This window comes from Massilia yuzhufengensis (genome assembly GCF_900112225.1).
GTDB lineage: Bacteria > Pseudomonadota > Gammaproteobacteria > Burkholderiales > Burkholderiaceae_D > Telluria > Telluria yuzhufengensis.
On record NZ_FOLD01000007.1, the window covers coordinates 109,111 to 130,103 of the forward strand.

Consider the following 20,993-nt stretch of genomic DNA (forward strand, 5'->3'; position numbering starts at 1 on the left):
CAGCGCACTAGCTGCCCTGATAAGGCTCCAATGAACTTTCCCGTCCTGATCAATCTGCTCGTCGCCCTCGCCATCTGCGTGCTGCTCTATCGCCTGCAGGCACACCACGTGTCGTTCACCAAGCGCGTGTTCACCGGCCTTGGCCTGGGGATCGTGCTCGGCGCCGCGCTGCAGGCCTTCTATGGGGCGACTTCCCCCGAGATCGCGGCCACCAATGCCTGGCTGGACGTGGTCGGCAGCGGCTACGTGAAATTGCTGCAGATGATCGTCATTCCCCTGATCATGGTCTCGATCGTCCAGGCCATCCTCAAGCTGCGCAACGCCAGTTCGCTCGGCACCATCAGCACGCTCACCATCGGCATCCTGATCGCCACCACCATCGTGGCGGCGGCGATCGGCATCCTGATGGCCAAGCTGTTCGGCCTGAGCGCGGTAGGCCTGACCTCGTCGGCGGCCGAAGTGGCGCGCGGCGAATACCTGCAGGGCAACCTGGCGGCAGCCAAGGAGATTTCGCTGCCCGCCATGCTGCTGTCCTTCATTCCCGCCAATCCCTTCCTCGACATGACGGGCGCGCGCAAGACCTCGACCATCGCGGTGGTGGTGTTCGCGATCTTCATCGGCATCTCGGCCACCGGCATCGCCGGCAAGAAGCCGGAAGTGTTCCAGTCCTTCAGCGGCTTCGTCCACGTGGCGCACGTGATCGTGATGCGCATGGTGACCCTGGTGCTGCGCCTGACCCCGTTCGGCGTGTTCGCGCTGATGACCAAGATGGTGGCCGGCTCGAGCCTGCAGGACATCCTGAGCCTGGCCAGCTTCGTGGCCGCCTCCTACTGCGCGCTGGCGCTGATGTTCTGCGTGCACCTGCTGCTGGTGGCCGGCAGCGGCCTGAACCCGCTGCGTTTCGTGGCCAAGATCTTCCCGGTGCTGGCCTTCGCCTTCACCTCGCGCACCAGCGCCGGCTCGATCCCGATGAGCGTGGCGACCCAGACCGCCCGCCTCGGCACGCCGGAAGGCATCGCCAATTTCGCCGCTTCGTTCGGCGCCACCATCGGCCAGAACGGCTGCGCCGGCATCTATCCGGCCATGCTGGCGGTGATGATCGCGCCCACCGTCGGCATCGACCCGTACAGCGCCAGCTTCCTGCTGCCGCTGCTGGCCATCGTCGCGTTTGGCTCGATCGGCGTGGCCGGCGTCGGTGGCGGCGCCACCTTCGCGGCGCTGATCGTGCTGTCGGCGATGGACTTGCCGGTGGCGCTGGCGGGCTTGCTGATTTCGGTGGAACCCTTGATCGACATGGGGCGCACGGCCCTGAATGTCAGCGGCTCCATTACCGCCGGCACCGTGACCAGCCGCATCCTCGGACAGACCGATGTGCGCGTGTTCCAGAGCGACGCGGAAGTGAACCTGGACAGCGAAACCCAGGCCGTGTAAACGCCCGTTGTAAGACGCTTCCGACGCCGCGGCAAGCGAGTCCGGAAGCCCCGCAATCGTGCGCGTTGCGGCGGTCGAATCCGTCTATGATGACGTCATGTCAATATCAGGGACGGGCTGGTGATGGAACAAAAGTGGCCTCAAGAAGTCTGGCTGGTCAGGCATGGGCAGAGCGCCGGCAACGTCGCGCGTGACCTTGCCGAAGCCGCCGCCGGCCACCACATCGACATCGCCGACCGCGACGTCGACGTGCCGCTTTCCGAGCTGGGCGAACGCCAGGCCCAGGCACTCGGTTCCTGGTTCGCCTCGCTGCCGCCGGAGCAGCAGCCCACTGTGGTGCTGCACTCGCCCTACATCCGCGCCACTGACACCGCCAGCATCATGATGCAGCGGCTCGACCGCAGCCGGCTCGTGGTCGAGTCCGACGAGCGGCTGCGCGAAAAAGAATTCGGCATCCTCGACCGCCTCACCACCCACGGCATCGCCCACCTGTATCCGGACCTGTACGAGCAGCGCCAGCACGTCGGCAAGTTCTATTTCCGCCCACCCGGCGGCGAAAGCTGGTGCGATGTCATCCTGCGCCTGCGCAGCGTGATCGACACCCTGAACCGCGAGTTCTGCCAGGAACGCGTCCTGATCGTCGCGCACCAGGTCACGGTCAATTGCTTCCGCTATCTGTTTGAGCGCCTCAGCGAAAAGTCCATCCTCGACTTCGACCGCGCCGGCGACGTGCCCAACTGCTCGGTCACGTCCTACGAGTTCGATCCCCTGCTGGGCAAGGGCGGCCACCTGGCGCTGCGCCTGGTCAACTTCGTGGCGCCGCTCGAAGCGACCGGCACCCCTGTCACCGCCAGCAAGGACCTGCCTGCAGCACCGAAGGCTTGAATCCCGCCATGGATACGCCCTTCCACGCCAATGCCGTGCATGACGTCGACACCGCCCTGCTGCGCAGCTGGCCGGTGGCGATGCCGGCCGTCGAAGGCGACAAGGAAATCCGCGGCCACGTGCTGGTCGTCGGCGGCTCGGCCGAGATGCCGGGCGCTGTCATCCTGGCCGCCACCGCCGCGCTGCGCGCCGGCGCCGGCAAGCTCACCATCGCCACCGGCCAGAGCGTGGCCCAGCTGGTGGCGCTGGCCATGCCCGAGGCGCGCGTCATCGGCCTGGCCGAACACGCCACCGACGGCTTCAGCATGGCCGCTTTTGCCTGCCTCGACCGGCTGGCCGAGCGCGTCGATGCGGTGCTCATCGGTCCCGGCATGTGCGACGAGCCGGCCACCGCCGAACTGGTCCATGCCCTGCTGCCGCGCTTCATGCAGGCCGGCACCAGCGTGGTGCTCGACGCCTGCGCCATGGGCGCGCTGCTGCATCCGCCCGCCGCCTGGCCGGCCGGGCAGCCGATGCGCTTCGAGCGCCCACTCATCCTTACCCCGCATGCGGGCGAGATGGCGCACCTCACCGGCATCGCCAAGCAAGACATCTGCGCCCTGCCCGACCCCAGGGCGGTCGAGGCGGCTCGCGCGTGGAATGCGGTGATCGCATTAAAAGGTGCGCGCACTGTCATCGCAACGCCGGATGGAACGTTGTATCAACATGAAGGCGGCAATGTGGGCCTGGCCATCTCCGGTTCCGGGGACGTATTGGCCGGCATCATCGCCGGGCTGGCGGCGCGCGGCGCCCCGCTCGACCAGGCCGCCTGCTGGGGCGTGGCGCTGCATGCGCGCGCCGGGGAACGCCTGGCCGAACGCATGGGCACACTGGGTTATCTGGCGCGGGAAATATCGCAGGAAATCCCCGCGCTGCTCGAACAAGTCGCCGGCATACGTGGCGGCGACACCGAAACCATCCGGCCAACACCGGTGGGCTGGGGAATGGACGGGTAGCGTGTCCGGTCTCCGGCAACTCCGCAGGCGGTAGCGCGGAAACAAGTACGACAGGATACGATCCGGCGAACCGGCGGCCCAGCTGGCTGTCTACATTCACCAGATCGTGCACTGACCGGGGCCGCGTATTGCGTCGGTTCCCTGATGGTTCCACTGCTGGGTTCACGGACCCTCGGAGGACCTAACCCTGGCGCTGTCCGGCCTCCCGGGCCTCACCCCTGGAGCCGGCGGCACAAGATAGACGTAAACGAGGAGTTACACAATGAAAGCACTGACTCAAGCACCAAAAATCCTGCTGACTGCTGCCGTGTTGGCCTCCCTGCTGGGCGCATGCCGCAAGAACGAACCTGCTGCGGACGCAACCACCACCACTCCGGATACGTCGGCGACCACGCCAAGCAGCACCTCGGGCACCACCGGCACCACGGGTGATACCGGCACCGGCGCAACGGGCACGGGCGCGACCGGCACCACGACCGATCCGACCATGACCACCCCGCCAACCGGCACCACGACCGATCCGACCATGACCACGCCGCCAACCACGGATCCAGCCACCACCCCACCGCCGGCAGGCCAGGCTGGCAGCGGCAGCGGCACCCCGCCAGCAGCCAACACCCCGACCACCCAGTAATCCGGCAGCGGCCGGGAAACCGGCCTGTTGCGTATCGGCGTCATCCGCAAATGCCAGCCCCCAGGGCTGGCTTTGCTTTTTGTGGCCGGTTCAGGCCCCGGTGTCGCGCGCGACCACTTTCGCAAGCAATGCGTTGACGACGTCGAACTCCGCCGGCTTGGTCAGGTGGTGGTCGAAGCCCGCGGCGCGCGCGCGCTGGCGATCCTGTTCCGTTCCCCAGCCCGTGAGCGCCACCAGCGTTGCCCCGGCCATGTGCTCGATCCCGCGCAGCAAGCCCGCGGCCTCGTAACCCGTCATGTCCGGCAGTCCGATGTCGAGGAAGACCACATCTGGCGCGCATTCGGCGGCGGCGCGCAGGGCGCCGGCGCCGTCGTGCGCAACCTGCACCCGGTGTCCGCCGATCTCGAGCAGGGTCGCGAGGATCTCCGCGGCGTCGACGTTGTCGTCGACCACCAGGATGTGCAGCGGTGCGGGCTGCATGGCTCGCGCCGTTCCAACGACCGGGTCCGGCGATTCCACCGGCGCGGGCGCGACAGGCACTGTCGGCAAGGGCAGCCGGACCGTGAAGCGGCTGCCCCTGCCTTCGCCAGGGCTTTCAGCGACGACGCTGCCGCCGTGCAGCTGCACCAGGCGCTGCACCAGGTTCAGGCCGACGCCCAGGCCGCCATCTCCCATGCTGTCGCTGGCCTGTCCCTGGGCGTACATGTCGAAGACCTGCAGCAAGGCGCTGGAACCGATGCCGATGCCGGTGTCGGAGACCGCGATCGCGATGTCGCCGCCTTCCAGCCAGGCATCGACGGCGATGTCGCCGCCGGCGGGCGTGTATTTCGCCGCATTGTTGACCAGGTTGCTGATCACCTGCGACACGCGGTGGCGGTCGACGTGCAGCGCCACCGGCGCCTCCGGCAGGCGCAGCGCCAGCCGGTGCCCGCGCGCGCTCACCAGCGGCATGGCCATCTCCACCGCATCGTGGACCACGTCGCCCAGCAGCACCGCCTCAAGGCGCAGCGTCAGCTTGCCTTCCGACAGCCGCGCCATGTCGAGCAGGTCGTCGACCAGGTGCACCATGTGGTCCACCTGGCGCCGCATCATGCCCTGCACGTCGCGCGCCCCGGCGCCCGTGCCCGCGCCTGCGCCTGCCTGCAGGAGCTCGATGCCGGCGCGGATCGGCGCGAGCGGGTTGCGCAGTTCATGGGCCAGCGTCGACAGGAAGTCGCTTTGCTGGCGGTTCTTCATGGCCAGCTCGTCGGCCAGTTGGCGCAGCGCCTGTTCGGCGTCCTTGTGGCTGCTGACGTCGAAGGTGACGCCATCGAAGCGCAGCGGCTGGCCGTCTTCGCCCAGCTCGCACCAGCCGGCCGCGCGCAGCCAGCGCACGCCGCCCGGCGCCGTGGCGGCGCAGCGGAATTCGATGTCCAGCACGCTGCCCTGGCCGAGGGCGCGCCGCACACCCTCTTCGAAAGCGGCGCGGTCGGCCGCGTGCACCGCCGCCGCCAGCTGCCCGACCGTCGCGCTGTCGCACCCGTCCATCCCGAACTGCGCGGCCAGCTCGGCATTCAGGCGGAATTCCCCGAACGGCGCATCGGCATACCAGACGCCGATGTTGCCGGCCCGCGCCACGCGTTCGAAGCGCTGCTGCAGCAGCTTGCGCTCGTGCACGTCGATCACGGTGCCCACGTAACCGGCCAGCGCGCCGGCGCCGTCGAAGCGCGGCAGGCCGTTGTCGATGACCCAGCGGTAGACCCCGTCATGGCGGCGCAGCCGGAAGTCGAGCGCGAACGGCGCCCGCGCCACCGACGCCCCGATATACGTCTGCACCGTGCGCTCGAGGTCGTCCGGGTGGACGTTCTCGAGCCAGCCGAGGCCCAGGTCCTGCTCGACCCGGCGGCCGGTGAAGTCATACCAGCGCTGGCTCAGGTAGGTGCATTGTTCGCTCGCATCTGTGGTCCACAGCATGGCCGGCGAAGCGTCGACCAGCGAGCGGAAATAGGCGTCGCGCTGCAGCGATTCCTGCTCCTGGCGGCGGCGCTCGCGCGCCTGCTTCACCTGCCCGCGTACGCGCGCCAGCAGTTCGCTGGCGGCGAAGGGCTTGACCAGGTAGTCGTCGGCGCCGGCCTGCAAGCCTTCGACCTTGGCCTCTTCGCCCGCGCGTGCCGACAGCAGCATCACCGGCACGTGGCGCAGCGTAGCGTGCGCGCGGATCCGCGCAATCAGGCCGAAGCCGTCCAGCCTGGGCATCATGACGTCGCTGAGCAGCAGGTCCGGCGGATCGCTTTCCAGCAGCGCGAACGCCGCTTCGCCGTCCGCGCAGACGGTGACGTCGGCCCAGGGCGCGAGCAGCGACTGCAGGTAAATCCGCATGTCGTTGTTGTCGTCGGCAACCAGGATGCGCGGGCGCGCCAGGTCCGCCGCCGGCGCTGCATCCGGGACCGGCGCCGCTGCGTCCATCGCCGGCGCGGCGTCGGGCAGCCAGCGCAGCGCTTCCTCGACGAAGGCGGCGCCGATGCGCTGCCCATCGCCGGGTGCGGGCTGTGGCGCGGCGGCGATGCGCGCGGCCGGCAGGTGCCCATGGCCAAACGGGATGTCGACGTTGAAGCGGCTGCCCGCCCCTTCCACGCTGTCGACGGTAATCGCGCCGCCGTGAAGCCATACCAGCTCCTGCATCAGGGCCAGGCCGATGCCGGTACCCTCGTAGGTGCGGCCGGGCGTGCCCTCGATGCGGTGGAAGCGCTCGAACACGCGCGCCAGTTCCTTCTCCGGAATCCCGGCGCCGGTGTCGATCACGGACAGGCGCGCCCCGTCGCCATGCCGCGCCAGCCGTACCGTCACGCTGCCTTCGAGCGTGAACTTGAAGGCGTTCGACAGCAGGTTGAAGACGATCTTTTCCCACATGTCGCGGTCGATCCAGACCGGCTCGCCCAGGTCCTGCACCTCGACCCGGTAGGCCAGGCCGCCGCGCGCCATGGCCGATTCGAACACCCCCGCCAGGTCGGTCGTCAGGCGCGCCAGGTCGACCGGCTGGTAGCTGGCCTGGACCCGGCCCGCCTCGATGCGCGAGAAGTCGAGCAGCGAGTTGACCAGCTTGAGCAGGCGCAGCGCATTGCGGTGGGTCAGGTCGATGCGGCTGCGCTGGATGGGGCCGAGCGGCTCCTGGCCATCGGCCAGCGCGTCGTCGAGCGGTCCCAGGATCAGGGTCAGCGGCGTGCGGAATTCGTGCGAGACGTTCGAGAAGAAGGCGGTCTTGGCGCGGTCGATCTTGGCCAGCTCTTCGGCGCGGCGCTGCTCTTGTTCGTAGGCGGCGACATTGCCCACCGCCGTGCTCGCGGCGGCGCCGAGCAGGTCGTAGAAATGCAGGTACTCGGCGTCCAGCGCACGGCGCGCGCTGACGCCGGCGACCAGGTAGCCGAACGGCTCCTGCTGCCCCGGCAGCATCACCGGCAGCAGAACCGCCGTATCCGGGGCTTCCTCATAGCTGCCGCAGCGCAGGCCGGCGAAGTCCGGCGCCAGGCCGGTGACCCGCTGGGCCGCGCGGGCGGCTGCCGCGCGGGCAAATGGCCAGATGGCGTCGTCCGGCGGTGTGGTGGCCGGGGCCAGCGCGCTATGGCCCTCGATGCCGGCGCGCCCGCGCAGCAGCAACTGGCCGGTGGTGGCGTCAAACTGGTAGAACAGCAGGAACGGCAGGTCCTCGGCCAGGCCGGCATGGCAGGCGGCCAGCTGGACGCCGATGTCGCCTGCGGTGCGCGCACCGGCCAGCGCTTCGCTCAGGCCGCGCAGGCCCTGGGTGCGGCGCGCGCCCAGCACCTGGTCGGTGGTTTCGGTAATCGGGTGGAACACCCCGCCGACCGCGCCGGACTCGTCGCGGATCGGCGAGAACGAAAAGGTCATGAAGGCTTCTTCCAGGTAGCCGCGGCGGTCGAGGAACATGCGCTGGTCGCGGATGTAGGCGCCCTCGCCCTTGTGCGCCCGGTCGAAGGCCTCGCCCACTACCGGCAGCGCGCTGGCCCAGACTTCCTTGAACGGCGCGCCCATCGAGGCCGGATGCAGGTCGCCGCAAATCGGGCGGTAGGCGTCGTTGTAGATCTGGATGTCGTGCTCGCCCCAGCACACCAGGATCGGGAAGGTCGAGGACAGGCACAGGCTCACGGTGGTGCGCAGGCTTTGCGGCCAGCTGACGAGGGCCCCGAGCGGTGTCGCCGACCAGTCCATCGAGCGGATCAGGGCGCCCATGTCGCCGCCGCCGGACAGCCAGTTCAGGTCGGATTGCGGAATGGCCGTGACAGGCAGATCGAACATGGGAATCGGGCTTTCGGGAGGGGACATCGGCGCGGGGGCTGGTAGCAGGACCCGGCTATTGTAAGTGATTGTTTCGGAAATACATTATCAAACAGACTACATTATTTGCGGAATTTGCTTGGATGCCACGGTCCGCAGTGGCTATACCTGTTCTTTCGTTAACGTAAAAACGTCGTTCCGGCCTTCGCCGGAACGACGTGCATATTGCAACTAACTGAACACCATTCGCCCGAAGGCTGGCTTTGTGGTGAGGAGCCGGGGTAATTACACCGGCAGCGCCTTGCCCCGGCCGCGGCCGGTAGCGAAGCGGCCCACGCGCACGATGCTCCGGAAGATCAGGCGCACGAACACCAGCGTCAGGATCGCTTCGATGAAGGTCATGAAGAAGGCGACCAGCACGTTGTAGCGCAGGGCGCGGCGGTTGAACTTGGCGAACATGCGGTCACGCGCGATCTCGATGCTGTCGTAGAAGGTCGGCACGACCAGCAGCGTCAGGAAAGTCGAGGTGATGGTGCCGCCGATGATCGCGATGGCCAGCGGCTGGTAGAACTGGCCGGCGTCGCCCAGGGCCAGCGCCACCGGCAGCATGCCGGCGATCAGGGCGAAGGTCGTCATCAGGATCGGACGCAGGCGCTTGCGGCCCGCCTGCATCAGCGCGTCCTCGCGGTCCATGCCCTCTTTTTCCAGCGCGCGGGCGGCGTCCAGCAGCAGGATCGCGTTCTTTGCCACCAGGCCCATCAGCATGATGACGCCGATCAGGCTCATCAGGTTGAGGGTGTTCTTGGTCATCAGGAGCGCCAGCACCACGCCGATCAGGGACAGCGGCAGCGACAGCATCACGCCCAGCGGCGCGGTGAAGGAACCGAACTGCATCACCAGGATCAGGTACATCAGGCCGATGCCCGACACCAGCGAGATGCCCATCGCGGTGAACACTTCCTGCTGGTCCTGGCCGGCGCCGCCCAGTTGCAGGCCATAGCCTGGCGGGAAGTCGAAACTCTTGGCCAGCTTCATCGCGTCGCCGGTCACTTCACCCGGCGAACGGCCCTGGGCGTTGGCCGACACGGTGATCATGCGCTCGCCGTTCTTGTGGCGGATGGCGGCCGGGCCCTTGCCCATGGTGATGCTGGCGATCTGCTCCAGCGGCACCATCATGCCGGTGCCGGCAACCGCGATCGGCAGGCGCTCGATGCTGTCGGTATTGACGCGGTCGTCCGGATGCAGGCGCACGGCGACGTCGCGGGTCTCGTTGCTCGGGTCGACCCAGTCGCCCACTTCGATACCGGCGAAGGCCACGCGCAGCGACTGGGCGGCGTCGTTGATCGAGATGCCCATGGCGTTGGCCAGGCCGCGGTCGAGCACGATCTGCAGCTCGTTCTTCGGATCCTGCTCCGACAGGGTGACGTCGACCGCGCCCGGCACTTCGCGCAGTTTCGCCATGTAGGCGGTGGTCAGTTCCATCAGCTTGCGCGAATCCGGACCGGTGAACTGGATCTGGACCGGCTTGCCGCCGCCGTTCAGGTCGTCGATCACGGTGTACTCGGCGCCCACCAGGCGGCCGACCTTCTCGCGTAGTTCGACCGCGATCTCGGCGCCGCTGCGCTTGCGCTCGCTGCGCTTGCCGATGTCGACATAGACGCGGCCGCCGCCGGTGTTGGCATTGCTGTTGGTGTCTTTCACTTCAGGAATGGCGCGGGCCAGTTCGGCCGCCGCTTCGACCTTGCGGCGCGCATACTCCACGCTCGACGAGGCCGGCACGCGGATCTCGACCATCAGGGTGCCCTGGTCGGATTTCGGCAGGAAGCTCGAGCCGCCGAACTTGGCTTGCAGGAAGATCGCGCCGACGAAGCTGGCGATGGCGATGGCCGCCATCCAGCGCCGGTGGTGCAGCGCCCAGGCGATCACGCGGCTGTAGCGGTCGGCCTGGTGGTCGAACCAGACGTTGAAGCGGTCGAGCACTTTGCCGATGCCCTTCTTCTGGATCTTGTGGTGGTCGACCGGGTCACCCCAGTAGGCCGACAGCATCGGGTCGAGGGTGAAGGAGATGAACAGCGACACGATCACCGAGCAGGTGACGGTAAGGGCGAACGGACCGAACCATTGGCCGGACATGCCCGGCATGAAGGCGACCGGGATGAACACGGCCATGATCGAGAAGGTGGTCGCGGCCACGGCCATGCCGATCTCGGCGGTGCCTTCCAGCGCCGCGGTGCGGCGGTCGGAACCCAGTTCCATGTGACGCACGATGTTTTCCCGCACCACGATCGCATCGTCGATCAGCACGCCGATGGCCAGCGACAGGCCGAGCAGGGTCATGAAGTTCAGCGTGAAGCCGCACAGCCAGACCGCGATGAAGGCGGCCAGCACCGAGGTCGGCAGCGACAGCGCGGTGATCAGGGTCGAACGCCAGGAGTTCAGGAACACGTACACCACGAAGATGGTCAGGATCGCGCCCAGCACCAGCGATTCGATCACGTTGTTCAGGCTCATCTGGGCGTCCTCGCCGCCATCGCGGGTGACTTCCAGCTTGGTGCCTGGCGGCAGTTCTTTCTGGGTCTCTTCGACCACTGCATGGACCTTCTTGGCCAGCGACACGGTCGAGGCGTCGCGCGAGCGCGACACCTGGATACCCACGTTCGGCTTACCGCTGCGCATCGACAGGCTGTTGATGTCGGCGTAGCCGTCCTTGATTTCGGCGACCTGGTTCAGGCGCACGATCTGGTCGCCGTTACGCTTGACCACGACCTGCGAGAAATCTTCCGGGCGCTCGATGCGGCCGACCAGGCGGATGCCCTTCTCGTCCAGCTCGCTGCGCAGCTTGCCCACCGGCGCATTGGTGTTCTGGGTGCGCAGGGCGGTGGTCACGTCGGACGCCGACACGCCGAATTCGCGCATCTTCTCGGCGCGCAGCAGGACCGACAGTTCGCGGCGCAGGGCGCCGTTGACGTTGACGGTCGAGACGCCGTCGATGGCGCGGAATTTATCGGCCAGCACGTCTTCGGCGTAGCGCGAGATTTCCGCGTGGCTCTGCTTGCTCGACGACAGCGCCAGCGACATCACCGGCTCGGAAGCCGGATCGATGCGGCGCAGGATCGGCTCGCGCATCTCGACCGGCAGCTTGTAGCGCACCGCGGCGATGGCGTTGCGGACGTCGTCCGAGGCTTCGATCAGGTTGCGGTCGAAGTCGAATTCCATCCAGATCGAGGCGCCGCCTTCATAGGAGTTGGAGTTGACTTCGGTGACGCCCTGGATCGCCAGCATCTGCTTCTCGATGCGGTTGGTGATCTCGCGCTCGGCCGTTTCCGGCGAGGCGCCCGGGTAGGGGATGTCGACCACGATGATCGGCACCTCGACGTCGGGGTTCTGGTTGACCTTGAGCTTGGACAGGGCCAGCAGGCCCATGGCCATCATCGCCACGATCAGCACGACCGTGGCGACGGGTTTCTTGACACTGAAATTTGAGAGGAACATATTATTTTTCCTTATTTCCCTTGCACCGCGCCGCTGCCGACAGCGCCGGCCGCACTGGCGACGCGCGCGGCGCCCATCTCGACCTTCTGGCCGTCTTTCAGGTTCGAGGTCGGGGCGCGCAGCACGACGTCGCCGGCGGCAAGGCCCTGCTTGATCTCGATGTTGCCGGTGCGCGGGTCGCGCGCGCCGATCACCAGGTTGACCTGGGACAGGGTCTTGTCCTTGATGCGCCAGGTATAGGCCTTGTCGCCCGCCTTCACCACGGCCGCTTCCGGCAGCATCAGGGCTTCGGTCGCCTGGGCGTCGATGCGGCCTTCGGCATACAGGCCGGCCACCTTCGGCTGGACCTTGTCGGCAAACTCGACCACCACTTCGACCTGGCGGGTCACGGCATTGGCGGCCGGGTCGATGCGCTTGACGACGCCGGCGAACTGCTGCTCGCCGTAGCCGTTGACGCGGAAATTGACCTTCTGGCCCAGTTTCACGGTAGAGATCGAGTCGGCCGAGACGCGCGCCTGGAAGCGCATGCTGTTCGGGTCGATCACCTTGACCAGTTCCTTGCCGATGGTGGCGGTGTCGCCGTTTGATACCTTGCGCTCGGAGACGATGCCGTCGAAGGGCGCGCGCACCACGGTGCGGTTGAGCAGCTGGCGGGCGGTGGCGGCGCGGCTCTTGGCGGCCGACAGTTCGCTCTGGGCGCTGTTGCGGCGCACTTCGGCGTCGTCCAGGCCCACGGCCGAGGCCATGCCGGAGGCGCGCAGGGTCTTCATGCGCTCGAGCTGGCGGTTGGCCTGGTCCAGCGCCTGGGTCGACGAGCGCACGGTGGCTTCGGCCGACACCAGGCTGTCGCGGATCGCGGTTTCGTCCAGGCGCACCAGCACGTCGCCGCGCTTGACCGGCTCGCCGTTCTCTTTCAGGACCTGCAGCACCACGGCCGAGACTTCGGCGCGCAGGTCGGCCTTGCGCTCGGGCTGGATCGAACCGGTGACGACCGGGCCGCTGGCCAGGGTGTCGCTGCGGATGGTCATCACGTCTTCCGGCGCGACCTGCAGCTGCGACGGACGCTTGTCCTTCGGGTCGCCTTTGGCATCAAGCTTGGCAGAGGTTTCCGCGCCCGGCTTGGCGGGCTCCTTGGCCTCCTTGCTGCAGGCGGCGAGCGCCGTGGCGATAGCTAGGACGAGTAATGATTTGCGCAGCATTTGGTTCTCCAGAGAATGGACTCAGTGTTCTTGTAAATATAAGGATATGGACAGCCTGCGCGCAGTATCGATTAGTGCCCCGTGGGCGTCAATTGACGAACCTGCGTACTGCTGAAATCGAGGGATGAAATGCGATATTTGGCGACGAGCTGCATTCCAGGCGGACTGGAAGGCGGTGGTGTTGCGGACAGGCGGACGTCCGTGCTGTCCGCCCTGCCCCGCATCGTGTCTCCTCCGCGCCTTGCCGCCAGGGGATGCCTAGCCCAGCAGCGCGTTGACCAGGAAACCCATGCCGATGCCGGTGGCGATGCCGCCGCTGATTTCCACCAGCGTGTGGCCCATGCGCTCGCGCAGCACGACGTGGCCGGCCGTCTCGCACGCCAGCCGGTTGATCGCCGCCGCCTGGCGGCCGACGTGCTGGCGCAAGCTGTTCGCGTCGATCATCACGATGAACGCCAGCGTCACCGCGACCCCGAACGCCGGGTGGCCCATGCCCTCGCGCAGCGCGATCAGGGTGGCCATGCTGGTGACGACGGAGCTGTGGTTGCTGGGGAAGCCGCCGTTGCCCACCAGGTTGAAAGCCCAGCGGCGCTGGCGCGCGCTGGTAATCAGGAACTTGATCGGGCCGACCACCATCCAGGTCAGCACCGGGGTAACTAGGTAAACAAAATCCATGTTAGAAATCCAGGTGGTTTGAGTGTAGCGTTAATGCCGGCGGGAATTATCTCACTTGCAAGGCCATCGTTGGAACAAATGCAGGGACATCCGTAGCGCCGCCGCGGCACCTGGAACGGTAATATTCTCTCAACCAGACGAGACTAGCAAGGGGGCGATATGCGGCATTTCCGGTTGTCGATCGGCGTTACCGTCATCCTGATGGCCCTTGCCGGCTGGTGGGGCTACGAGCACCGGGGCATCGCCGGCATGCTGCAGGCGCTCTGGATCACGGCCGTGCTCGGCGTGCTGGAAGTGTCTCTTTCTTTCGACAATGCGGTGGTCAACGCTTCCGTCCTGCGCGGCTGGAACGAGTTCTGGCGCAAGCTGTTCCTCACCGTGGGCATCCTGGTGGCCGTGTTCGGCATGCGCCTGATCTTCCCGCTCGTCATCGTGTCGGCCGCGACCGGGCTCGGCCTGGTGGAGGTCTGGCACATGGCCATCGACAACCCCCAGGAATATTCGCGCCACCTCACCGAGAAGCACGCCGAAGTCGCCTCGTTCGGCGGCGCCTTCCTGATGCTGGTGTTCCTGAATTTCCTGTTCGACGAAGAAAAGGAATTGCACTGGCTCGGCTGGATCGAGGAAAAAGTGGGCAAGTACGGCACCGAAGGCCTGGCCATCCTGATCACCCTGTCGGCCGTGTGCGGCGCCATGTCGCTGATGCCGGAAGCGCGCAAGCTCCCGGTGCTGGTGGCCGGCGTCACCGGTGTGCTCATCTATATAGCGGTGCAGTGGCTCAGCGCCCTGCTCGAGAAGGAAGAGCACGACCCGACGGTGGGCAAGATGATCTCGCAGGGCAGCATCGGCGGCTTCCTCTACCTCGAAGTGCTGGACGCCTCGTTCAGCTTCGACGGCGTCATTGGCGCCTTTGCGATCACCAACGACGTCGTCATCATCATGCTGGGGCTGGCGATCGGCGCCATGTTCGTGCGCTCGATGACGGTGTTCCTGGTCTACAAGGGCACGCTGGAGGAATTCGTGTTCCTGGAACACGGGGCGCATTATGCGATCGGGATCCTGGCGCTGATCATGTTCGCCAGCGTGCACTATCACATTCCGGAATGGTTCACCGGGCTGTCGGGGCTGGCCTTCATCCTGGTGTCGCTGTGGTCGTCGGTGCGCTACCGGCGCCGCATTGCGCACAAGGAGCATGCGCTGCCGTCCTAGCATGCTCGGCATTTTGCTATTTTGTCCAGCCGTGGGAGAATGGGCCCCGGCCGCACCGTGCTGCCATCCTGACAACCACTCCTGACTGCCATGCCCAAGACCCTGCCAAAACGCGCCACCGCCCTGATCCTGTCCGCCCTCGCCGCCGTGCTGGTGCTGTTCGCACTGTATACATGGTTCACGCTGAGCTGGTCGTACTCGGAAGGCGAACGCGCCGGCTACCTGCAGAAGTTCTCCAAGAAGGGCTGGCTGTGCAAAACCTGGGAGGGTGAGATCCTCCTGTCGAGCATGCCGGGCGCGATTCCCGAGCGCTTCGCGTTTTCGGTGCGCGACGAAGCGGTGGTGAAACATCTGCAGAACACGATGGGGCAGCGGGTGCAGATCACGTACGAGCAGCACGTGGGGGTGCCGACGGCGTGCTTCGGGGAGACGGAGTATTTCGCGACCAAGGCCAGTGTGGGGCCGGTGAATCCGGTGGCGCCCAATCAGGGGCAGTAATACGTTTGGCGTATTAATTGATACTGATTAATATGCGCGGCGTATCACAGTAAATTGGGTTCCCGCCTGCGCGGGGACCCAGTTTGACCTTCGCGACTAAAACCCTACTCCTGCTCGTTCTTGCGCTGATCCGCAATCACCCCCGCCAAGCGCGTCACCGCCTGCGACGCCGACGCCGGCACTGGCTGCTTGAACCGCCCCAGCACTTCCCGCGTGATATTCACCGACACCACCCGGTGCTCGTTTTCCGCCTTGCGCTCGCCGATCGCCCGGTCCAGCGCCGCCAGCTCGCCTGACTGCTCCTCGTAGCGCTGCGATTCCAGCGCCGCCAGCTCCTGGCGCGCCTGCGCCATGCGCTGGGTGGCGGTGGCCGCCTTGCGCTGGGTCTCGGCGTGGCGCTGCGCGTGTTCCAGCAGCGCGCGCTGGGCGTCGCGCTTCTCGACTGCCGCGCGCAGGCTGTCCAGTTCGGCCGTTTCGCGCTCGCGCGCCAGCCGCGCCTGTTCTTCCTCGGCCGCCGCGCGCGCCTGGGCGGCCTGGGCGGCTGCCTGTTCGGACGCCAGCCGCGCCGCCGCGGCCTCGTTCGCACGCGCATCCGCCGCCGCCTGCTGGCGCTGCGCGGCCAGCTTGCGCTCGACCAGCGCCAGCGATTCGCGCGCCGCGTCGGTGCTGGCCTGTTCGGCTGCGATGGCCGCTTCGGTCAGTTCCAGCTGGCGCTGTTCGACCGCGGCGCGGTCGGCCTGGGCGGCGGCCAAATCCAGCGCGCGTTGGGCCTGCGCCTGCTGGGCCGACGCCGCGGCTTCGGCATGTTCGGCTTCCTCGATCGCGGCGCGCGCCTGTTCGTGCTGGGCCGCCAGGCTGGCCTGACGGGCCGCTTCCGTGCGCCGCTCGGCCTCGGCCTGCTCGCGCAGCTGCGCGGCGCCCGCATGCGCGGCGTGGGCGCGCGCTTCGGCCGCCTGGGCCAGGGCGCGCTCGGCCTGCAATTGCTGCTCCTGCTGCGCCAGCGCCGCTTCTTCGGCGGCGGCGCGTTCGCGTTCGGCCTGCAGCAGCTGCCCGGCTTGCTCCGCGCGGCGGCGGGCCGCGTCCAGCACCTGCTGCTGCGCCGCGGCTTGCTCGCGCACGGCGGCCATGTCGGCCTCGTGCGCGGCATTTTCCAGGGCCAGCGCATCGGCCGCGCCCTGCATCAGGGCGGCGCGTTCTTCGGCCAGGGCGCGCTGGCGCTGCTGTTCGTCGGCTTCGCGCCGGGCCGCCTGCGCGGCGGCGGCGTCGGCGGCCGCGCGCTCGCGCGCATGGGTCGCGGCGATGGCTTCGGCTTCCAGGCGGGCCTGGACCTGCGCGCCGGCTTCTTCCTCGGCCTGGGCGCGCGCCTCGGCCACTTCGCGCAGCTTGCGGTCCGCTTCGATGCGCCCTTCGGTCGCCGCCAGGATGCGCAGCTCGGCCTCGCGCCGCGCTTCGGCGCTGGAGGCGGCCATCTGCTCGATGCGTTCGCGGTGGGTGGCGGCGTCGCGCAGTTCCTTTTCGGTCTGCATGCGCAGGCGCAGCGACTGCGCGGCCACGCGTTCGGATTCGGCCTGGGCCAGTGCGATGGCTTCGCGTTCCTGTTCGATGTGGGCCAGCGCGCGGGCTTCTTCCAGTGCGCGCGCTTCGGCGGCGGCGCGGGCAAAGGCGGCGCTCAGTGCCACCTGGTCGGCGCGTTCGCGCTGCTGGGTCAGTTCCAGTGCTTCGGCTTCGGCCTGCGCCAGTTTTTCCGAGGTCTGGCGCGCACCGCGTTCGGCCCGCTCGCGCTCGCGCGCCAGGATCGCCACGCGCGCGTCGGCGCTGGCGTTGTGCTGGACTTCCTCGGTCGCCGCTTCCACCGCCGCCATGCGCTCGGCCGCCTGCAGGCGCGCCTGTTCGGTGTGGACCAGCAGTTCCTCGGCGGCCTTGGCGGCGTGCGCCGCCATGTCGGCCTGGGCCTCGACCTGGGCCGCGGTGCGGCGCCGCGCTTCGTCTTCGGCGCGGGCGCGTGCTTCGGCCGCCATGCGGCTTTCGGTTTCGGACTGCACGCGGGCGCGCAGTTCGGCGGTCTCCTGGCGGATCGCTTCGAGCCGCTCGTTTGATGCCTTGGCCGCCGCGCGCAGCGATTCGAGGCGCTCGCGGTTGGCGGCGATGGCAGCTTCCGAGGCCTGGGCGCTGTCCAGCGCCGCCGCGGTGGCCTCGGCGTCCATGGCGGCGCGTTCCAGCGCCAGCGAGCGGGCGCGCGATTCGGCATGGGCGCGGCTTTCGGCCGCCACGTTGGCCTTGGCTTCGGCTTCGACGCGTGCGATGGCTTCCTGGATGTCGCGCATTTCCATCGGGCCGCGCCCGGCCGCCGGCGGCACGGCGCTGCCGGCGTGCGAAAGGTCGATCGTGAAGTCGGTATCGTCGTGCTCGGGCTTGATGGGGTCCATGGTCGTTCTCGGTGGCTGGCGCAGGCGGCGTCCAGCCGATTATCCGGCAAATCGTGCAAGCCTGTCACGCCGAACTGGACGGCGAACCGGGCCCAGTTCCTTGTTTAAACCTACACCTGCCAGAGCGGTGGCTCGTCCATCAGGGCCACCTGCTCGCGCAGCTCGAGGATGCGGTCCTGCCAGTAGCGCTGGGTGTTAAACCAGGGGAAGGCGGCCGGGAAGGCCGGATCGTCCCAGCGCATCGCCAGCCAGGCCGAATAATGAATCAGGCGCAGGGTGCGCAGCGCCTCGACCAGGTACAACTGGCGCGGGTGGAAATCGCAGAAATCTTCATAACCGGCCAGCACGTCGGCCATCTGCCCCACCATCTCCTGGCGCTCGCCCGAGAGCAGCATCCACAGGTCCTGCACGGCCGGGCCCATGCGGCTGTCGTCGAAGTCGACGAAGTGCGGGCCGTCCGGGGTCCACAGCACGTTGCCGCCGTGGCAGTCGCCGTGCAGGCGCAGCAGCGGCAGTTCGCCGGCCCGCTCGTAGCAGCGCGCCACGCCGTCCAATGCCTGCTCGACCACGCTGGCCCAGGTTGCCGCCAGCTCGGGCGGAATAAAACCGTGCGTGCGCAGGTAGTCGTAGGGCGCGCGGCCAAAGGTTTCGGGATTGATTTCCGGGCGCAGTGCGTAGGGCGTGCGCGCGCCGACCGCGTGGATGCGGCCGATGAAGCGCCCGATCCATTCGAGCGTGGCGGGGTCGCCCAGTTCCGGCGCGCGGCCGCCGCGGCGCGGGAACACCGAGAAGCGGTACCCCCCGAAATTGTGCAGGGTGCGCCCGTCGAGGGTAGACGCCTGCACCACCGGGATCTCCTGCGCTTCCAGTTCGGCAACAAAAGCGTGCTCTTCGAGGATGGCTTCGTCGCTCCAGCGCGCGGGCCGGTAGAACTTGACCACCACCGGCGGCCCCTCTTCCAGTCCCACCTGGTAGACCCGGTTCTCGTAGCTGTTGAGCGCCAGCAGGCGGCCGTCGCAGAACATGCCAAGGCTCTCGACCGCCTCCAGCACCGCTTGCGGGTCGAGGCGCGCGAACGGATGCGCCTGGCTGTTCTCTTCGGTTGGCAAATTATCCATCCGCGCATTGTAAGCGTCGTACCGGCTTCCGTCCTAACTGCGCCCCAATTTGACGAATTTGGTGCGCGCACGAACAGTGCACGGATGACTTGCCATGGAATGATCGAATTTTGGCACGTACCTGCACGCAGCCGCGTCGCATACGTCCTCTTCTCCAGGAATAACAAGATGAAAAAACTCCCACTCGCGCTGACCGCCGTCGCCGCCGCTCTTGTCTGGAACGCCGCCCAGGCCCAGTCGCCGCAGCCACCGAAGGCCGAGCCTGCCATGCAGAAGGTGCTGGACGCCCACGCCGCGCTCAAGCCGAAGCCAATCGAAACCCTCACCCCCGAAGAAGCGCGCAAGCAGCCGACCCCGGCCGACGCCGTGAAAAAGGTGCTGACCGACATGGGCAAGAGCACCGCCCCGGAGCCGGGCGTGACCATGAAGACGATGAACGTGCCGGTGGCCGGCGGCAGCATCCCGGTCCACGTCTTCACGCCCGAAGGCAAGGGCCCGTTCCCGGTGATGGTGTACTACCACGGCGGCGGCTTCGTGATCGCCGACACCAAGGTCTATGAAGCCTCGCCGCGCGCCCTGGCCAAGATGGCCAAGGCCATCATGGTGTCCGTGGACTACCGCCGCGCGCCCGAGCATAAATTCCCGACCGCGCCGGACGACGCCTACGCGGCCTACCTGTGGGTGACCCAGCACGCCAGGGAATTCAACGGCGACCCGATGCGCGTGGCGGTCGGCGGCGAATCGGCCGGCGGCAACCTGGCGACCGTGGTGTCGATGATGGCCCGCGACAAGAAGGCGCAACTGCCGGTGCACCAGCTGCTGGTCTACCCGGTGGTGAACGACGACATGAACAACGCCTCCTACCAGCGCAACGCCAACGCCAAGCCGCTCAACAAGGCGATGATGGGCTGGTTCTTCAAGCACTACGCCGGCGACCCGAAGAGCCCGTACGCACTGCCGATGAAGGCGACCTCGCTCAAGGGCCTGCCAGGCGCGACCATCGTGGCAGCGGAAATCGACCCGCTGCTGACCGAAGGCAAGCAGTATGCGGACAAGCTCAAGAAGGACGGCGTGGCTGTCGATTACCGCGAATGGAGCGGCGTGACGCATGAGTTCTTCGGGATGGGGGCGGTGGTGCCGAAGGCGAAGGAGGCGGAGCAGTATGCGGCCGATGCGCTGAGCAAGGCGTTTGGGGTGAAGAAGTAGTTTTACTCGCGTTAGCTTCTGCTTTCACCACTAGCAGAGAGACCGTCATCCCGGCGCAGGCCGGGATCCAATTCCGTCGGGTCCCCTTAGTGCTTGCGTGCACCCGCCAACTTGACGCGACCAACTTGGGTTCCGGCCTTCGCCGGAACGACGGTTTTACAGCAGGTGGCCAAAGCACACGATTTCCATGCTCTTGTAAGCCGTACCGGTTAAACTGCCACCTTCAACCGCAACAAGAGCCTCCCATGCATCTCGAACAGCCCCTCTCCGAAAAAGAATTCGACGACCTCGACCAGTTCCTGCTGTCCGATCGCTCCCCCGAGGATGCGATGACGATGGATACCCTGCACGGCTACCTGACCGCGATCGCGATCGGCCCGGAAACCATCATGCCGGCCGAATGGCTGCCGCGGATCTGGGGCGAAGATGGCAAGCAGGCGCCGAAGTGGAAGAATCCGAAGGAAGAAGAACGTATCATCAACCTGATCATGCGCTTCATGAACGAAGTGCTGATCACCTTCGAAGTCGCGCCGAAGGAATTCGAGCCGCTCTACTGCGAGCACCAGGTCGGCAACGACACCCTGATCGACGCCGAAGCCTGGTGCTGGGGCTTCTGGGAAGGGATGGAATTGCGTCCGAATTCCTGGGACCCGATCTGGGAATCGGAAGTCGGAGAACTGATGCGTCCGCTCTACCTGCTCGGCGCCGACGAGATCGAAGAAGCCGAACTGCCGGAAGTCGAAGACCCGAAAAAGGCGCACCAGCTGGCGCTGGACATCGAAGCCAACCTGCCGGCCATCCACCGCTACTGGCTGCCGCTGCGTAAGCCAGCGGTCGAGACCGTGGTGCGCGAGGAACCGAAAGTCGGCCGCAACGACGACTGTCCTTGCGGCAGCGGCAAGAAGTTCAAGAAGTGCTGCGGCGCCGAAACGAGCTGATCCAAAACGGAGGTGGCC

At 67.2% G+C, this 20,993-nt stretch carries 14 protein-coding genes; 8 read left to right on the plus strand and 6 right to left on the minus strand.

All coding sequences use genetic code 11. The annotated features are described in order from the left end of the window. The first annotated feature begins 30 nt into the window (after positions 1-30). The 4 genes from BM031_RS08485 (at position 31) to BM031_RS08500 (ending at position 3,945) form a co-directional block, all read left to right on the plus strand. Positions 31-1,431, plus strand: coding sequence for an L-cystine transporter (locus tag BM031_RS08485; RefSeq protein ID WP_091873790.1), 1,401 nt, complete (start codon positions 31-33; stop codon positions 1,429-1,431). 123 nt (positions 1,432-1,554) lie between these two features. Then, complete coding sequence (locus tag BM031_RS08490) at positions 1,555-2,316, plus strand: histidine phosphatase family protein (protein ID WP_091873792.1); 762 nt, start codon at positions 1,555-1,557, stop codon at positions 2,314-2,316. An 8-nt stretch (positions 2,317-2,324) separates the two neighbouring features. Further along, positions 2,325-3,311, plus strand: a complete 987-nt coding sequence (locus BM031_RS08495; protein ID WP_091873794.1) for an NAD(P)H-hydrate dehydratase — start codon at positions 2,325-2,327, stop codon at positions 3,309-3,311. 262 nt (positions 3,312-3,573) lie between these two features. Continuing rightward, on the plus strand, positions 3,574-3,945 hold the full coding sequence (locus tag BM031_RS08500) for a hypothetical protein (RefSeq protein ID WP_091873797.1): 372 nt from the start codon (positions 3,574-3,576) through the stop codon (positions 3,943-3,945). A gap of 90 nt (positions 3,946-4,035) precedes the next feature. Here BM031_RS08500 and BM031_RS08505 read toward each other — a convergent pair whose 3' ends face one another. The 4 genes from BM031_RS08505 to BM031_RS08520 all read right to left on the minus strand — a co-directional run bounded on the left by BM031_RS08505 (position 4,036) and on the right by BM031_RS08520 (position 13,580). Further along, positions 4,036-8,235 carry an ATP-binding protein gene (locus BM031_RS08505; protein WP_177207688.1) on the minus strand — a complete coding sequence of 1,400 codons (4,200 nt, stop codon included), beginning with the start codon at positions 8,233-8,235 and terminating at the stop codon, positions 4,036-4,038. Between the two features lie 264 nt (positions 8,236-8,499). Next, positions 8,500-11,706 carry an efflux RND transporter permease subunit gene (locus BM031_RS08510; protein WP_091873800.1) on the minus strand — a complete coding sequence of 1,069 codons (3,207 nt, stop codon included), beginning with the start codon at positions 11,704-11,706 and terminating at the stop codon, positions 8,500-8,502. Between the two features lie 11 nt (positions 11,707-11,717). Beyond that, complete coding sequence (locus tag BM031_RS08515; protein ID WP_091873803.1) at positions 11,718-12,905, minus strand: efflux RND transporter periplasmic adaptor subunit; 1,188 nt, start codon at positions 12,903-12,905, stop codon at positions 11,718-11,720. A gap of 258 nt (positions 12,906-13,163) precedes the next feature. Next, on the minus strand, positions 13,164-13,580 hold the full coding sequence (locus BM031_RS08520; protein ID WP_091873806.1) for a divergent PAP2 family protein: 417 nt from the start codon (positions 13,578-13,580) through the stop codon (positions 13,164-13,166). A gap of 159 nt (positions 13,581-13,739) precedes the next feature. On the opposite strand from BM031_RS08520, the gene BM031_RS08525 reads away from it, so the two are divergent. Then, on the plus strand, positions 13,740-14,789 hold the full coding sequence (locus tag BM031_RS08525) for a DUF475 domain-containing protein (RefSeq protein WP_091873809.1): 1,050 nt from the start codon (positions 13,740-13,742) through the stop codon (positions 14,787-14,789). Positions 14,790-14,879: 90 nt separating this feature from the next. Further along, the gene (locus BM031_RS08530) at positions 14,880-15,287 is read left to right on the plus strand and encodes a DUF8785 domain-containing protein (RefSeq protein WP_091873812.1); all 408 of its coding nucleotides are present in this window, start codon (positions 14,880-14,882) and stop codon (positions 15,285-15,287) included. A gap of 104 nt (positions 15,288-15,391) precedes the next feature. Here BM031_RS08530 and BM031_RS08535 read toward each other — a convergent pair whose 3' ends face one another. Beyond that, on the minus strand, positions 15,392-17,713 hold the full coding sequence (locus tag BM031_RS08535) for a coiled-coil domain-containing protein (RefSeq protein ID WP_091873814.1): 2,322 nt from the start codon (positions 17,711-17,713) through the stop codon (positions 15,392-15,394). Positions 17,714-17,823: 110 nt separating this feature from the next. Next, positions 17,824-18,831, minus strand: coding sequence for a serine/threonine protein kinase (locus tag BM031_RS08540; RefSeq protein WP_091873817.1), 1,008 nt, complete (start codon positions 18,829-18,831; stop codon positions 17,824-17,826). A 168-nt stretch (positions 18,832-18,999) separates the two neighbouring features. Between BM031_RS08540 and BM031_RS08545 the strand changes: the two genes are divergently transcribed. After that, positions 19,000-20,037: an alpha/beta hydrolase gene (locus BM031_RS08545; RefSeq protein ID WP_177207689.1), complete on the plus strand. Its 1,038-nt coding sequence runs from the start codon at positions 19,000-19,002 to the stop codon at positions 20,035-20,037. A gap of 245 nt (positions 20,038-20,282) precedes the next feature. Further along, positions 20,283-20,975, plus strand: a complete 693-nt coding sequence (locus BM031_RS08550; protein ID WP_091873818.1) for a UPF0149 family protein — start codon at positions 20,283-20,285, stop codon at positions 20,973-20,975. Positions 20,976-20,993 lie beyond the last annotated feature (18 nt).

Coding starts and splice junctions, on each gene's coding strand:
- BM031_RS08545 (WP_177207689.1), top strand. CDS start 19,000: ATGAAAAAACTCCCACTCGCGCTGACCGCCGTCGCCGCCGCTCTTGTC.
- BM031_RS08535 (WP_091873814.1), bottom strand. CDS start 17,713: ATGGACCCCATCAAGCCCGAGCACGACGATACCGACTTCACGATCGAC.
- BM031_RS08510 (WP_091873800.1), bottom strand. CDS start 11,706: ATGTTCCTCTCAAATTTCAGTGTCAAGAAACCCGTCGCCACGGTCGTG.
- BM031_RS08500 (WP_091873797.1), top strand. CDS start 3,574: ATGAAAGCACTGACTCAAGCACCAAAAATCCTGCTGACTGCTGCCGTG.
- BM031_RS08515 (WP_091873803.1), bottom strand. CDS start 12,905: ATGCTGCGCAAATCATTACTCGTCCTAGCTATCGCCACGGCGCTCGCC.
- BM031_RS08530 (WP_091873812.1), top strand. CDS start 14,880: ATGCCCAAGACCCTGCCAAAACGCGCCACCGCCCTGATCCTGTCCGCC.
- BM031_RS08485 (WP_091873790.1), top strand. CDS start 31: ATGAACTTTCCCGTCCTGATCAATCTGCTCGTCGCCCTCGCCATCTGC.
- BM031_RS08520 (WP_091873806.1), bottom strand. CDS start 13,580: ATGGATTTTGTTTACCTAGTTACCCCGGTGCTGACCTGGATGGTGGTC.
- BM031_RS08540 (WP_091873817.1), bottom strand. CDS start 18,831: ATGGATAATTTGCCAACCGAAGAGAACAGCCAGGCGCATCCGTTCGCG.
- BM031_RS08550 (WP_091873818.1), top strand. CDS start 20,283: ATGCATCTCGAACAGCCCCTCTCCGAAAAAGAATTCGACGACCTCGAC.
- BM031_RS08525 (WP_091873809.1), top strand. CDS start 13,740: ATGCGGCATTTCCGGTTGTCGATCGGCGTTACCGTCATCCTGATGGCC.
- BM031_RS08495 (WP_091873794.1), top strand. CDS start 2,325: ATGGATACGCCCTTCCACGCCAATGCCGTGCATGACGTCGACACCGCC.
- BM031_RS08505 (WP_177207688.1), bottom strand. CDS start 8,235: ATGTTCGATCTGCCTGTCACGGCCATTCCGCAATCCGACCTGAACTGG.
- BM031_RS08490 (WP_091873792.1), top strand. CDS start 1,555: ATGGAACAAAAGTGGCCTCAAGAAGTCTGGCTGGTCAGGCATGGGCAG.